Source organism: Microbulbifer sediminum, assembly GCF_021729035.1.
Taxonomy (GTDB): Bacteria; Pseudomonadota; Gammaproteobacteria; order Pseudomonadales; family Cellvibrionaceae; genus Microbulbifer; species Microbulbifer sediminum.
The window spans coordinates 357785-372204 of sequence record NZ_JAJSAP010000003.1 but is presented as its reverse complement, the minus strand read 5'-3'; the positions used below and the strand labels follow the sequence as shown (position 1 = coordinate 372204).

Below are 14420 nucleotides of genomic sequence, written 5' to 3'. Positions count from 1 at the left end.
TAACACAAAGGGAAAACCCGGAGTAAAGACTATGTCCGAAAAGAATACCGATGCATTCTGGATGCCGTTCACCCCGAACCGCTCCTTCAAGGCGGCGCCGCGCCTTGTCGAGCGGGCTGAGGGTATTTACCTCATGGAGAAGGACGGCCGCCAGATTATCGATGCCACTGCCGGCCTGTGGTGTTCCAACGCCGGTCACTGTCGCACCGAGATCGCCGATGCGATCCACCAGCAGGCGAAGAAGCTGGATTACAGCTCCATCTTCAATTTCGGCCACGAGCTGAGTTTTGAATATGCCAACCGGCTGGTGCAGTACACCCCGGATGGCCTCAACCGGGTGTTCTTCGGTAACTCCGGTTCCGAGGCGGTGGAGAGCGCCCTGAAGATCGCGCTGCAGTACCAGCGTGCCCGCGGCAAGGGCACCCGCACCATGTTTATCGGCCGCGAGAAGGGTTACCACGGCGTGAACTTTGGCGGTATTTCGGTGGGTGGAATTGCGCCCAACTATCAGAGCTTCGGCCAGCCGGTGAAGGCCAACCATATGCGCCACACCCTGGATATCGAGCGCAACGCGTTCAGCCGCGGCCTGCCCGAGCACGGCGTGGAGCTGGCGGAAGACCTGGAGCGGCTCGTGGCCTTCCACGGCGCCGACCAGATTGCCGCGGTGATTGTCGAGCCCTTCTCCGGGGCCGGCGGTGTGGTGCTGCCGCCCAGGGGCTACCTGAAGCGTATCCGCGAGATCTGCGACCAGCACGACCTGCTGCTGATCTTCGACGAGGTGATTTCCGGCTGGGGCCGCACCGGTTCCGCTTTCGCCTCCATCGAGTGGGACGTGACCCCGGACATGATTACCTCGGCCAAGGGCATCACCAATGCCACCGTGCCGCTGGGTGCCGTGTTTGTGCACGACCATATCTACAACACCGTCATGAACGCGGCGCCCGAGGGCATGGTGGAGTTTTTCCACGGCTACACCTATTCCGCCCATCCGGTGGCCTGCGCCGCGGGCATGGCGACCCTGGATATCTACGAGCGCGAGGGCCTGCTGACCCGTGCGTCCGGCGATATCGGCAAGTACTGGGAGAATGCCCTGCACAGCCTGGCGGACCTGGACAACGTGATCGACGTCCGCAACTACGGCCTCGTGGGTGCCATCGAGCTGCGCGCCCCGGCGGAGCTCAAGGGCAAGTTCGGCGGCAAGGCCTCCATGGCGGCCTGGGATGCGGGCGTGATGGCGCGCGGCATCGGCGATGCGCTGTGCATGTCCCCGCCCCTGATCATCGAGGAGCACCAGATCGATACCATCGTCGAGAAGCTCCGCGGCGTGATCCAGTCCCTGGCGTAACGGCCCCGGGGGCCGTGGCGACAGGCGCGTTTTGATCGTCACCTGTCGCCATTGTCTACACTTAGAAAAGGGTTGTTTAACAGGCCCTTTTAATGCGGCCCGGTGGTCGCGATCCAGGCGTTTTGCAGAGTCGGCTGGTGATCGCGATTCCCGGGCCGCGCCTGTGTCCGGCCATTGGCTGTTGTTGCCCGCCGTGTCGCCCCTGTGGACAGATATCCTCACTTACTACAATCTGTGAGTTGCAATGTGCCAGAGGGAGGACCATTTATGGACTACGAAACCACGACCCTGACCACGCGCCCGATCCTGCGGGTGTTGACGGAGAACTGGTGGGTGCTGTTGCTGCGGGGTCTCTGCGCGGTGCTCTTCGGTCTCCTTGCCTTTATCTGGCCCGGACTGTCGCTGCTGACCCTGGTGATCCTGTTCGGTGCCTTTGTCCTTGCCGACGGCTTCCTCGCCCTGGTGGCGGCCGTACTGGGCCGGCACAAGTCGACGCCGCTGTGGTGGCTGATTATCGCCGGGCTGGTGAGCATCGCGGCGGGTATCATCACTTTTATCTATCCCCAGGTCACGGGCCTGGTGCTGATGATTTTTATCGGCAGCTGGGCCCTGGTGCGCGGGGTATTTCAGGTGATCGGTGCAATTGGCCTGCGCCGGGAAATCCAGCATGAATGGTTGCTGATTGCTTCCGGCCTGCTGTCGGTGGTTTTCGGTATCGCGGTGCTGGTCAATCCCGGTGCGGGAGCCCTGGCGCTGTTGTGGGTTGTCGCCGCCTACGCGATCGCCTTTGGCCTGCTGGAAATCTGGCTGGCGTTCCGTTTCCGCAAATACGGCCGTGAAACGGCCTGAACCGGGCGGTACGGACTATTGATTGTGCGCGGGATCAGGATCAGTCGCGGCGGTTGAAGCGGTGCCAGCGGCGCGCGCGCAGGCTGCCGAAAGGGTGCACCACCGCGCCGCTGCCACTGGTGCGACCGCAGGCTGCATAAGGGTTGTCGCGGGAGCTGGTGGCGGTGCCGAAGAAATGCTGTACAGCCTGCTCGGCTTCGGCCCGGCATGGGTAGGGGCCAAAGCACCTGCCACCGCGCACCTGAAAGAACCAGTCATCCCTGAGTTTGAAGAAGCGGTCCGAACGCGGCGGGATGCCGCGGCCAGTCTCACCGGCGCGATGCTGGTGCATGTCGACCCTCCTGGAAACCGGGCGCTACCCTGCGCCGGTTTCAGACTGCCTGAGGTATTGCTACCGGTGCATCAGCGCCCGGCTTTGGCTACCCTCGGTTGCTGCTCGCGGTAGCGCACCGCGTAGAGATTCAGGCCCTTGAGTACATTCAGGGCCTCGAAGATCTGGTTGTCGTCGGCATACCACAGCTCGCGGCCGGCCTTCTCGCGCTTGCGATCGGCCGCCGTGCGGTCCTCGCCACCGTTGCCGTTGCCCAGGTGGCCTGCCAGGTCAGCCTCGGTGGTGCGTGCGGGGCCTTCCATGCGCGTCACTTTTACCCGTTCGACGACGATATCCGGGGTGATGCCCTGAGCCTGGATGGAGCGGCCGTTGGGCGTGAAATAAAGAGCGGTAGTGAGCTTGATCGCACGCTCGTTGTTGATCGGGATCACTGTCTGTACGGAGCCCTTGCCGAAGCTGTCAGTGCCCATGACCACCGCGCGCCGGTGATCCTGCAACGCCCCGGCGACAATTTCCGCAGCTGATGCGGAGCCGTCATTGATCAGCACCACCAGCGGCACGCCATCGGTGAGGTCGCCGGGCTCCGCGGAGTAACTGAGGTTGGCAGATTCCGTGCGTCCCTCGGTGTAGACCACCAGGCCTTCCTCCAGGAAGGTATCCGCCACTTCCACGGACGACTGCAGCACCCCGCCGGGGTTGTTACGCAGGTCCAGCACCAGACCCTTCAGTTCACCCTTGCCCTGCAGCTTGCGCACTTCCCGCATCACATCGGTACCGGTATCGAGCTGGAACTGGCTGATGCGCAGGTAGCCGTAGCCCTCGTCCAGCATCTTGCTGCGGACACTACGGACACGCACGGTGTCGCGCTTCAGCGTGACATCGAAGGGCTGCTTGTGGCCCTTGCGGGCAATGGTCAGGGTCACCGAGCTGCCTCGCGGGCCGCGCATGCGTTCGACGGCCTCGTCCAGGCTGACACCCTTGAGGGGCTTACCGGCGAGGCGCAAGATCACGTCACCGGCCCGGAGCCCGGCGCGGGCCGCAGGGGTATCGTCCATGGGGGTGATCACGGTGATGTGGTTATTCTCGATACCGACTTCGATACCCAGGCCGGCAAATTCCCCGGTGGTATTCGCCTGCAAGTCGTCGAAGGACTCTCGGTCGAGATAGGACGAGTGCGGGTCCAGCCCCTGCAGCATGCCGCGGATAGCGTATTCCAGCAGCGTGCTGTCATCCACTTCCTCGATATAGCCCTGGCGGATCTGTTCAAACACCTTGGCAAAGCTGCGCAGGTCTTCCAGTGGCAGGCGGGTCGTCGCGGTGGGGAGCGTCTGGTCTGCAGGATCCCCCTCGCTGAGCCCCATCAGAGGCAGGGCGGTGAGAGCGGCTGCGCCCAGAATGGTGGTCAGCGCCTTGGGTGTGAACATATCGTCGGGACCTCTGCCTTATTGATCGCTTCTTTGCAAAAGTGTAGACCGCGGCGGCAGGCAGAGTTTTTAAGTTGGCGCGGGGTTCAACCGTGCGCAAAAACGGGGTGCCACTGACTGACATGGTGCAGAAAGCGGTTGGGCACAGCGGTGTGGCGGCAGCGCGGTCAACACGATGACAGGCAGGCTATGGAATGGCGGGGGAGAAATGGCAAGGGGGCACCCGGCACGGGTGATTACCTGCTGGTTCCCGGATCCCGGCCGGTGCCGGGGTCACGGAAGCTGCTGATGGTGCACAAGGAGGGGCTGCGGGAAACCGGCGGGGCTAACCGCGGCACCACACTGTGGGGTCCTGGGGCTTGCCCCGATGGCGGATTTCAAAATAGACGCCACTGTAGTCGAGGCCACCGCTGTTGCCGACGCGGGCGATGGTCTCGCCGCGCTCGACCCATTCGCCCAGGCTGCGGGTGAGGGACTGGTTGTGGGCGTAGAGGCTCATGTAGCCGTCGCCGTGATCGAGAATCATCAGCATGCCCTGGCCGCGCAGGTAATCGGAAAACACCACGCGCCCGCGATGAATGGCATGCACAGGGGTGCCCTCGCCGGCACGGATAGTGATGCCTTTCCAGGTGATGCCGTTACTGCGGCGCTGGCCGAAGGCGTTGGCGCGCCGCCCCTTGACCGGCCACTGCATGTGCCCGCGCTGCTTGGCAAAGGGTTTCTGGTCCTCGGGATTGACCAGTGCCGCGATGGCCCGGCCCACCTCGTCCACCAGTCGTTGCAGGCGGTTGCGGTCACCCTGCAGCCGCTTGAGTTCGCCACTCTTGTCCGCCAGTTGCGCAGCCAGCTTGTCCAGGGTGGCCTGGCGTGACTGCCGTGCATTGACCAGCTGCCGCTGCCGTTCCTCCAGCTGCCGGCGCTCGGTGTCCAGCGTGTCGCGCTCGCGGCGGATGCTGGTACTGACGGTGTCGAGATCGGCGAGGGTTTCGAGGTAATCGTCGATAACGCGGCTGCGTTCTTGGAGGAAGTATTCGTGGTAGCGGAGCTGGCGGGCGATGTGCTGGGGATCTTGCTGGTTGAGGAGCAGCTTTACCTGCTCCTGTCTGCCGAGTCGGTAAGCGGCGGCGACTTCCTGCTCGACCCGCCGCTGCATACTTCGTCGCGATTCCTCCAGCTGCTGCTGCTCTTTCTTCAGTTCCTGCAGCTTGTCGGTGCGGCTGCGCATGTCGTTCTTGATCTTGTCGATGCGCTTGTGCAGTTCGGAAATATCGCGCTCGTTGCTTTCCAGGTCCTTGAGCAGCTGGTCGCGCTCACTGCGGACCTGGTTCAGCTCTTCCTGCAGCGTCTCGATCCGCTCCTTGATTTCCCGCAGCCGCTCCTGCTGCTCCTGCTCGCTCTGGGCGATCGCTGGCAGTGCCAGCAGGGCGGAGAAAACAATTACCAGTAACTTCATGCTTCGAATTGCACCAGGTTCTTTCCAGTCATTTCTTCCGGCTGTTCCATTCCCATCAGGGCCAGCATGGTTGGCGCCACATCTGCCAGGCTGCCGCCTTCGCGCAGGCTGACATTGCGCTTGCCGACGTACACGAAGGGCACCGGCAGGGTCGAATGCTGGGTGCTGACCTGGCCCGAGCCGGAATCGAACATTTCCTCGACGTTGCCGTGGTCGGCAGTGATCAGTACCTCGCCACCGGCGGCCAGTGCCGCATCCACCACGCGACCGACACAGGCATCCAGCGCCTCGACGGCCTTGACCGCTGCCTCGAACACGCCGGTATGGCCGACCATATCGCCGTTGGCGTAATTGCAGATAATCGCATCGTAGTCGCCGCTCTCGATGGCTGCCACCAGTTTGTCGGTGACTTCCGGCGCGCTCATCTCGGGCTGCAGGTCATAGGTAGCGACATTGGGGGACTTGATCAGTTCCCGCACCTCGCCCGTATAGGGCTCCTCGCGGCCGCCGCTGAAGAAGAATGTGACGTGGGCGTATTTTTCTGTTTCGGCGATACGCAGCTGGGTCTTGCCCTGGTTCGCCAGGTACTCGCCGAAGGAATTGACCAGCTTTTCCGGGGGGAAGGCACAGCTGGCCTCGATATCCGCGGCGTACTCGGTGGTCATCACGAAGTCGGCGAGTTTCGGGAAGGACTTGCGCTCGAAGCCGTCGAAATCCGTTTCGGTGAAAGCCCGGGACAGCTGGCGCGCGCGGTCGGGGCGGAAGTTCATGAACACCAGCGCGTCGCCGTCGGTGATCGGCGCCGCCTCGCCCACCAGGGTGGGGGCGACGAACTCGTCATTTTCGCCGCGCTCATAGGCCGCCGCCAGGCCGGCCAGGGCATCCGGGGTCTGGTGTTCCGCCTCGCCCAGGGTCAGCAGGTCGTAGACCGACTGGGTACGGTTCCAGCGCTGGTCGCGGTCCATGGCGAAGTAACGCCCGGCCAGGCTGGCAATGCGGGCGCTGCCAACGGAGTCGCAGACCTGGGTCATGCGCTCCAGCGCGGGCCTGGCGCTGCGGGGCGGGGTGTCGCGGCCGTCCAGGAATGCGTGCACGTAGATTCGCCTGGCGCCGCGCTGGGCCGCCAGGGTCACCATGGCGACGATGTGGTCCTCGTGGCTGTGGACACCGCCCTCGGACAGCAGGCCCATGATATGGACGGCGCCGTCGTTGGCGATGGCCTTGTCGACCGCCGCGGTATAGGCCGGGTTGCGGAAAAACTCGCCGTCCTCGATCGCCTTGTTGATGCGGGTGAAGTTCTGGTACACGACGCGGCCGGCGCCGAGGGTCATGTGGCCCACCTCGGAGTTGCCCATCTGGCCTTCCGGCAGCCCCACTGCCATGCCCGAGGTCTGGATCAGGGTTTTCGGCTGCTCGGCCCAGATCCGGTCCCATACCGGGGATTTCGCCGCATGAATGGCGTTGTGCTCGGTGTTGTCGCTGTGGCCGAAGCCGTCCAGGATCAGCAGGACCAGGGGGCGTTGGGTCGGGGACATGGTGTGCGGGTTCCTGTTAACTGTGAATCGAACGTAAGGTCGCGGATTTTAACCTGTTTGGTGCCCCGGGGTCAGGTACTGCATCGCGAACCTCTGGTTAAGATTTGCTCACAATGGTGTATACTCCCGCCCTCTCCGGTCATCGGGACCGGGACCGGACATTCGACACCGGCATCGTGCATGCCGGCAGGGCGAGCAGAAATAAGACAAGACAAGAAGAAAGGGGGATGAAGTGGACTTCTTCGTCTTTATGAGTGAGCAGTGGTTGCTGGTCAGCCTGCTGGTGATCCTGTTGTACGGATTTGCCTTCAGTGAGCGCTACCGCGCCGGTAATCCGGCATCGGTGCATGAGGTGACCCGCATGATCAATGTGGATGGCGCACGGGTGCTCGATGTGCGTGACAAGGCTGAGTTCAACGCCGGGCACATCGTCGATGCGGTGAATATCCCTCATAGTGAAGTGGCGGACCGTATCGCCGAGCTGGAGAAGCTCAAGGACAAACCGCTGATCGTGGCGGACAAGTTAGGCCAGCACGCCGGTGCCGTGGGGCGCCAGCTGAAGGCCAAGGGTTTCCAGGTACGCCGCCTGCAGGGCGGGATGTCCGAGTGGAGCAACCAGAACCTGCCGCTGGTCAAGGGCTAGCGGCGCGGCGCCGGTGGCGTCGACTGACCCAGTGGTACCCCATATGCAAGAAGTAACGATCTATACCACCCGATTCTGCCCTTTCTGCATTCGCGCCAAATACCTGCTCGATCGCAAGCAGGTGCCTTACCGCGAGATCCCCGTGGACGGCAACCCGCAGCTGCGGGCCGAGATGACCGCCAGGGCCGGCGCTCGCACGGTGCCGCAGATATGGGTGGGCGACGAGCATGTGGGTGGCTGCGACGAGCTGATGGCGGCCGAACGCAGCGGCGAGCTCGACCGCTTGCTGCGTGACTGAACCCCCACAGCCGGTAACATTTGCGCGCTACCCTCCCTGTGTCTTGGGGGTGGCGGCCCGATAGGGGGTGATTTGATGCCGGCAGGGCCCGGATTGTCACCCGAATCGTCAACTTATGGCCTTGAAATGGCATTCGCAGGCCCCATTGAAAGACCCATACAAGGAGTCTTTCTCAGGGAAGGCATAGACATAAACTATTGAGCATAAAGAACAGGCAGTAACATGGCTGAAGAACAAAACGGCGCAGCGGCAAACCCAGAGACTTCCAACGTCCAATTCCAGATGCAGCGCATCTACCTGAAGGACCTGTCCTTCGAGACCCCGATGGGTGCCGAGGTTTTCAAGAAACAGTGGAAACCGCAGGTTAACCAGGAACTGAACACCAAGACCGCCAAGATCGAAGACGATCTGTATGAAGTGGCGTTGACCCTGACCATCACCGTCAAGCTGGAAGACGAGACCGCCTTCCTAGTGGAAGTGCAGCAGGCCGGCCTGTTTGCCATCAAGGGCATGGAAGGTCAGCAGCTGGCCCAGGCGCTGAACACCGCCTGCCCGCAGATCCTCTTCCCTTACGCTCGCGAAGTGGTCGACAACGTGGTTACCAAGGGCTCCTTCCCGGCCCTGATGCTGCCGCCGATCAACTTCGACGCGCTGTTCGCTGCCGCTATGCAGCAGGCCCAGCAGCAGGCAGAGCAGCAGGGCTCCGAGGAGAAGGCGGAAGCCTGATAGGCGGAGATTTCCCTGCCGAGCAAAAAGGCCCCACCCGGGGCCTTTTTTCGTTGTGGGGTACTGTCGGCGGGACGCCGCTAATGAGCCGGGTGGCGGAGAGTGGTAGTCTGGCGGGAACACCCCCGGGGAGGAGAGGATGGACTGGGATTTGCCAAAGCCGTTTGTCTGGCCGGTCACCGTGGCGGCCAAGCATGTGGACGGCCTGCACCACGCCAACAACGCCGAATATGTGCGCTGGTGCGAACGCGCCGGCTGGAACCACAGTGTGGAGCTGGGGCTGGATATCAGCCACTACCAGGATCTCGACCGGGGGATGGCAATCCGTCACGCCGAGTACGACTATATACTGGCGGCGAGGGAGGGCGACGAGCTGCTGTTCGGCACCTGGCTGACGCAAGTGGATGGACGCCTCAACATTACCCGCCGTTTCCAGGTGTTTCGCGCCGCTGACAGCGCACTGATCCTGCGGGCGCAGTGGCAGATGGTGTGCATCGAATTGTCCTCCGGCAGGCCGCGGCGTATGCCGGCGATTTTTCGCGAGATCTATACCCCGGCAGTGGTGTCAGGCGAGTCCTGAGGGGCGGCCCGCGCCGACAGCCGGTAACAGCCATTGGAACCAGTGGAGCAAGGATCATGAGTGAAGAGTTTGTCACCCTGACGGACAATACCGGTGCCCTTGCGGGCCGGACCCTGTTTATCACCGGGGCCAGCCGCGGCATCGGCCGCGCTATCGCGCTCAAGTGCGCGGCGGATGGGGCCAACATCGTGATCGCGGCCAAGTCCGACCAGCCGCACCCGAAGCTTCCGGGCACCATTCACTCGGTTGCGTCCGAGGTGGAGGCCGCGGGCGGCAAGGCGCTGGCGCTGAAAGTGGATGTGCGCGAGGAAGACCAGGTGGCTGACGCCATGGCGCGCGCGGCGGACACCTTCGGCGGCATCGACGCGGTGGTGAACAACGCCGGTGCGATCAACCTCACCAACGTGGAGTCCACGACGCCAAAACGCTACGACCTGATGCAGACCATCAACAGTCGGGCGGTCTACCTGACGGCGCACCTGGCGATTCCCTACCTGAAGAAATCCAGCTGCGGCCATATCCTCAGCCTGTCACCGCCCATCAACCTGCAGCCACAGTGGCTGGGGCCATTCGCCCCGTATGCCCTGTCGAAGTTCGGCATGACACTCCTGAGTATGGGGCTGGCGGAGGAGCTGCACGAGGCCGGTATCAGTGTTGCAACCCTGTGGCCCCGCACCCTGGTGGCCACTGCGGCCATCGAATTTGCCGTGGGCAACCGGGAGATGTTCCAGCAGAGCCGCAAGCCGGCAGTGATGGCCGACGCCGCCTATGAAATCCTGGTGACGGAGAACATGGCTCTCAGCGGCCGGCAGATTATCGATGAGGAGCTGCTCGGCGATCGCGGGGTAAACGATTTTACCGATTACGCTCACAACCCGGACAATGCCGATAACCTGGCACTGGACCTGTTCCTCGATCCGTAAGCCGTCATGGGGGGAGGTATGATGACGACTGACAGTGACCTGTTTCAGGATGCACTGGGCGAGCTGGGCGATGTGCGCCCGCTCGAACAGGAGCGCAAGGTGGCGCTCAGGAAAGACGATGCCCGTACCCAGGTAAACCGCCGCGCCCGTCGCGAGGCGGCCACTGCGGAGACCGCCCGCGAACTGAACCCGCTGGCGGGGGAGTTCGTGGAGCCGGTGGACCCCTGGGATCCGCTGGAATTCAAGCGCGATGGGGTGCAGAACGGTGTTTACCGTAACCTGCGCCTGGGCAAGTACCGGGTTGATGCGCGGCTCGACCTGCACCGCCACACTGTGGAAATGGCCCGCCGGGCGGTGTTCGATTTTGTGCGTGACTGCCTGGAGGCGGACGTGCGTTGTGCGCTGGTCACCCATGGCAAGGGCGAGGGACGCAAGCAGCCGGCACTGCTGAAAAGTTGCGTCAACGCCTGGCTGCCGCAATTACCTGAGGTGCTGGCATTCCACAGCGCGCAGAAACAGCACGGCGGGCTCGGGGCCACCTACCTGTTGCTGCGCAAGAGCGAGCGCAAGCGCCAGGACAACCTGGAGCGTCACCAGCGTCGCAAATGATCGCTCACCGGGACCCGGTACACACGCCGGGCAACGGAGCCGCGGTGAGGGGGGAGGAATCCGGGTAGCCTGATAAGAAAGCTTTTGCTGGTGTTTAACTTATTTGTAATTTTTCAGGCCTATCATACCTTCCAACGAATGGCTGACCTGCCGCGTGGCGAGAGCCGGGTGAGCACAAGTGGGCTTCGTTGATCTTCTCTCATCACCTTGATTGATTGCGAACATCGCGCTTGCGGCCTGTAACGGGCCGCGCTTTTTTCTTTCAGCCTTCTTTATTTTTTCTTTCAGCAAGTGGGATACGCCTGCGTTCAGGGCAGGGAGGTCTCGGCGGGCTGGAACTCAAGCCGGGTGGCGCCCCCCGATCCCTGGAGAATCAGCAGGCCGTCCTCGAACGACATCCGGTCAGTCTGCGGCAGTGCCTGCAGGAAATCCTGTTCCAGTTCACTGCTGTCGCGCAGGTCGGTCATGGGGGAAACGGCCGGGGCCCTGGGCCAGGAAAGGCGGTCGCCGGAGCGCGACAGCCGGCCGGTATAGGGGTTGGAGCCGGAGTTGCCGCGCACATAACCCAGCTCGTCACAGGTGAAATAGGGGCGGTCGCGCATCAGCTTGCGCCATAGCAGGCCAGAGCGGTGCTCCCGCCCATCCAGTTTCATGCTCTTCAGCAGCCAGGGCTGCTCGCAGAGTCCAAGGGGTTCGGCGCGCTCTGCCATTTGCGCACCACCTGCCATACCGCAGCCGTGCAGGGCACAGGCAGCCAGCAGCAAGAGGGGTGTCACGATTGGCAGGCGGGAATTCACCATAACGGGAAACTCGTTGTTTTTCCGGTATTTAAGCGAATTAGGGCCCCCGATACTGTGTTCCAGTTCAAGAGTGCATAGCCACCCGGCGTCGGGAAACGGCCGGGCATGTCACATTGACAGCGGTACGGTCCGGGTCAGATTTTCGTCTTGACGAATTCGATATAGATATCGCCGGGCGGGTCCCGCAGGATCAGCCGGTCGCCGCCAGCCTTGGTAAACGCCTGGCGGGTACCGGCCAGCGCGCGCAGGAACTGGTTTTCCTGTTGCATCATGGGTTCCGGGCCGGCCATCTTGGTGGATGCGAAACTGGAGGTGTCCCAGAGCATCAGGCCGTTGTCAGTAATCTGTAGCGAGCCCCGGTAAGTATTGATGCCGCTCTTGCCCATCACATTGCCTTCCCGGTTACACAGGAAGGTAAACCGCGCAGTGTCATCGATCGCTACCATGTCGCCATTCAGGCGCAGTCGCTTGAGTTCCCACCGGTCGCCACAGACAGTGTTGAGGGTGCCGGCACTCTGGGTTACCTGGGGCTCCTCTGTGCCGATTCCGATACAACCGGTCACCACAATGGCCAGGCCCGCCAGCCATAATTGCGCCAGTTTACTCATAACCGTGTCGCTCCCTGCTCCCTGCTCCCGTGCGAAAAGGTGGCGCGACTCCCGTGCGCCTCTGCCAAGCTTAGTCATTGCAGGATGTGGCTGCCGTCGATTCGGATGATTTAGGCGACAAGCTATGCTTACGGGGTGTCACACCCGCTACCTGGAATGGAACTGGAACCAAGGGATCCTGGCCTCGCCATGTTCAGACGTACCAAAATTGTCGCGACCCTGGGCCCTGCGAGCGACAAGGCCGACGTGCTCGCGCGCCTGATCGCCGCGGGTGTGGATACCGTGCGCCTCAATTTTTCCCACGGCCAGGACGGTGACCATCGCCGTCGCGCCGCCGAGGTCAGGGAGGAGGCCTGCCGGCAGGGGCGGCATGTGGCGATCCTCGGTGACCTGCAGGGGCCCAAGATTCGCGTCGGCCGCTTCAGCGAGGGACGCGCATACCTGGAAAAAGGCGCCGCATTCACCCTGGACCCGGAATGGCGGGCCGATGGTGGCAACGGTGAAGGCGTCGCCGTGGACTACCGGGCGCTGGCGGCGGACTGCGCGCCCGGTGACATCCTCTTGCTGGATGACGGGCGGCTGCGCCTGGCCGTGCAATCGGTGGTCGACAATGTTGTACACACCCGTGTGGAGATCGGCGGCTGGCTGTCGAATAACAAGGGCATCAATAAACTCGGCGGAGGCCTGACCGCCCCCGCACTGACTGACAAGGACCGCCGGGACATCGAGCTGGCGGCGCAGCTGGACCTGGATTACCTGGCGGTGTCCTTTCCCCGCGAGGCGGCCGATGTGGAGCAGGCACGCCGGCTCCTGCGCACCGCCGGTGGCCAGGCCCATATTGTCGCCAAGATCGAGCGGGCGGAGGCGGTGGCAGATGAGGCGAACCTGGATCGCCTGATACTGGCGAGCGATGCAGTGATGGTGGCCCGGGGTGACCTGGCGGTAGAGATTGGCGATGCCGAATTGATGGGGGTGCAGAAGTACCTGATCCGGCGCGCCCGCTGCCTTAACCGGGTCGTGATTACCGCCACCCAGATGATGGAATCCATGATTTCCAGTCCGGTGCCAACCCGCGCGGAGGTCTGCGATGTGGCCAATGCGGTACTCGACGGCACCGACGCGGTGATGTTGTCGGCGGAGACTGCCGCGGGCGACTATCCGGTGGACACTGTCGAGCATATGGCGGAAGTGATTCTCGGGGCGGAGAAGCACCGGGTATTCCGCCGGCCACCGCGAGCCATGCAGGACAACTATCCGGCGGGTGATGAGTGCATTGCCCTGGCGGCCATGACCATTGCCAACCACTGTCGGGATATCAAGGCGATCATCTGCCAGACCGAAACCGGCAATACCGCGTTGCTGATGTCCCGTGCCCGCGCCGATATTCCGATCTTTGCATTTTGCCGGCACCAGTCCGCCTGCAACCGGGTGGCCCTGTACAGGGGAGTGGACCCGGTGTACATGCCGGTCGAGGGGCTGGATGCGGTGGCCCGGGACGAACAGGCAATCCGTCACCTGCAGCAGCGCGGTTTCCTGCAACAGGGTGAATTTGCCCTGGTCTCTCGAGGCTATCACCAGGATATCGGCGGCGGCACCGATACCCTGCGCATTGTGCGGGTGGACTGACCGGGCCTTGCGGAGCCGTGGGCGCCTTTCACTCGCATCGGTGAAAATCGTATAGTTGCGGGTGACCGGGCAATCACCAGAAATTGATGCGGCAATGCTGAACAAAAATCTTTTACGGACCGGTATCCTGGCCCTGGCAGCGATAATGGGGGGCTGCGCCTCCTCCAGTGCGCCGATTGCGGAGCCGGCTGCCATTACCTCGCTTTCCTGCCAGGGCGACCCTGCGGTGGGCACTATCGCCAGTGACGCATCCCGGAGACGGCTCGCCGCCGCGTTTTTTCGCGAGGGCAGCCGCTTCCAGCTGCGCAACCTGTACAGTGAGCAAACCCAGGTGCTCTTCGATGGCAAGCCGATCTTTGACCAGTGTTCCGGCATCGCCAGGAAAATTGACAGCGAGGAGCGCGCCCGTGACATCCTCCAGCTGGCGGGGCCCGGGCACTGGCAGAAACTGGTCGGCACCAAGGTGTTTGCCTGTCGCAATGACCGGGCCGGCTGGTTTTTTTTCCTCAAGGAACCGGGTGGCTTTATCGGCTACGCGGGCAAGCGCAAGCTGCCGGTATTCCTGGTGGGCATGAAATGCCAGCCGGACCAGTAGCCCGGTGGCATTGGTTCAGGAGCGTACGCAGCGTACCAGTGTCTTGGTTTCCAGCTCCTGCTCCTCACAGTGAAA

General features: G+C 62.9%; 16 protein-coding genes. 10 read left to right on the top strand and 6 right to left on the bottom strand.

Annotated elements, in window-relative coordinates; translation table 11 throughout:
• Positions 1–31 precede the first annotated feature (31 nt).
• Entirely contained in the window at positions 32–1345 is a 1314-nt protein-coding gene (gene aptA / locus LVD11_RS06745) for an omega-aminotransferase AptA (RefSeq protein ID WP_237057392.1), read from the top strand.
• 267 nt (positions 1346–1612) lie between these two features.
• Positions 1613–2194: an HdeD family acid-resistance protein gene (locus LVD11_RS06740; protein WP_237057391.1), complete on the top strand. Its 582-nt coding sequence runs from the start codon at positions 1613–1615 to the stop codon at positions 2192–2194.
• A gap of 40 nt (positions 2195–2234) precedes the next feature.
• Here the strand turns inward: LVD11_RS06740 and LVD11_RS06735 are convergent, their stop codons facing one another.
• The 4 genes from LVD11_RS06735 to gpmI form a co-directional block, all read right to left on the bottom strand.
• Positions 2235–2525 carry a DUF6316 family protein gene (locus tag LVD11_RS06735; protein WP_237057390.1) on the bottom strand — a complete coding sequence of 97 codons (291 nt, stop codon included), beginning with the start codon at positions 2523–2525 and terminating at the stop codon, positions 2235–2237.
• Positions 2526–2596: 71 nt separating this feature from the next.
• The gene (locus LVD11_RS06730) at positions 2597–3949 is read right to left on the bottom strand and encodes a S41 family peptidase (RefSeq protein ID WP_305080663.1); all 1353 of its coding nucleotides are present in this window, start codon (positions 3947–3949) and stop codon (positions 2597–2599) included.
• 325 nt (positions 3950–4274) lie between these two features.
• Positions 4275–5402 (bottom strand): murein hydrolase activator EnvC family protein, encoded by a 1128-nt coding sequence (locus LVD11_RS06725; protein ID WP_237057389.1) that lies wholly within the window; start codon positions 5400–5402, stop codon positions 4275–4277.
• Positions 5399–6937: a 2,3-bisphosphoglycerate-independent phosphoglycerate mutase gene (gene gpmI / locus LVD11_RS06720; RefSeq protein WP_237057388.1), complete on the bottom strand. Its 1539-nt coding sequence runs from the start codon at positions 6935–6937 to the stop codon at positions 5399–5401. The genes LVD11_RS06725 and gpmI overlap by 4 nt, the downstream gene beginning before the upstream one ends.
• Positions 6938–7169: 232 nt before the next feature.
• Here gpmI and LVD11_RS06715 point away from each other — a divergent pair, with 232 nt between their 5' ends.
• The 6 genes from LVD11_RS06715 to smrA all read left to right on the top strand — a co-directional run bounded on the left by LVD11_RS06715 (position 7170) and on the right by smrA (position 10716).
• Entirely contained in the window at positions 7170–7580 is a 411-nt protein-coding gene (locus tag LVD11_RS06715) for a rhodanese-like domain-containing protein (protein ID WP_237057387.1), read from the top strand.
• Positions 7581–7623: 43 nt separating this feature from the next.
• Positions 7624–7878 (top strand): glutaredoxin 3, encoded by a 255-nt coding sequence (gene grxC, locus LVD11_RS06710; protein WP_237057386.1) that lies wholly within the window; start codon positions 7624–7626, stop codon positions 7876–7878.
• A gap of 222 nt (positions 7879–8100) precedes the next feature.
• Positions 8101–8604 (top strand): protein-export chaperone SecB, encoded by a 504-nt coding sequence (gene secB / locus LVD11_RS06705; protein WP_237057385.1) that lies wholly within the window; start codon positions 8101–8103, stop codon positions 8602–8604.
• Positions 8605–8743: 139 nt separating this feature from the next.
• Positions 8744–9184 carry an acyl-CoA thioesterase gene (locus LVD11_RS06700; RefSeq protein WP_237057384.1) on the top strand — a complete coding sequence of 147 codons (441 nt, stop codon included), beginning with the start codon at positions 8744–8746 and terminating at the stop codon, positions 9182–9184.
• Positions 9185–9240: 56 nt separating this feature from the next.
• Positions 9241–10107 (top strand): SDR family oxidoreductase, encoded by an 867-nt coding sequence (locus LVD11_RS06695; protein WP_237057383.1) that lies wholly within the window; start codon positions 9241–9243, stop codon positions 10105–10107.
• A 21-nt stretch (positions 10108–10128) separates the two neighbouring features.
• On the top strand, positions 10129–10716 hold the full coding sequence (gene smrA / locus LVD11_RS06690; protein ID WP_237057532.1) for a DNA endonuclease SmrA: 588 nt from the start codon (positions 10129–10131) through the stop codon (positions 10714–10716).
• 308 nt (positions 10717–11024) lie between these two features.
• Here smrA and LVD11_RS06685 read toward each other — a convergent pair whose 3' ends face one another.
• Entirely contained in the window at positions 11025–11516 is a 492-nt protein-coding gene (locus LVD11_RS06685) for an META domain-containing protein (protein ID WP_237057382.1), read from the bottom strand.
• A 134-nt stretch (positions 11517–11650) separates the two neighbouring features.
• Positions 11651–12124, bottom strand: a complete 474-nt coding sequence (locus LVD11_RS06680) for an META domain-containing protein (protein WP_237057381.1) — start codon at positions 12122–12124, stop codon at positions 11651–11653.
• 189 nt (positions 12125–12313) lie between these two features.
• Between LVD11_RS06680 and pyk the strand changes: the two genes are divergently transcribed.
• Positions 12314–13750, top strand: a complete 1437-nt coding sequence (gene pyk, locus LVD11_RS06675) for a pyruvate kinase (RefSeq protein ID WP_237057380.1) — start codon at positions 12314–12316, stop codon at positions 13748–13750.
• 94 nt (positions 13751–13844) lie between these two features.
• The gene (locus LVD11_RS06670) at positions 13845–14345 is read left to right on the top strand and encodes a hypothetical protein (RefSeq protein ID WP_237057379.1); all 501 of its coding nucleotides are present in this window, start codon (positions 13845–13847) and stop codon (positions 14343–14345) included.
• Positions 14346–14420: the final 75 nt, after the last annotated feature.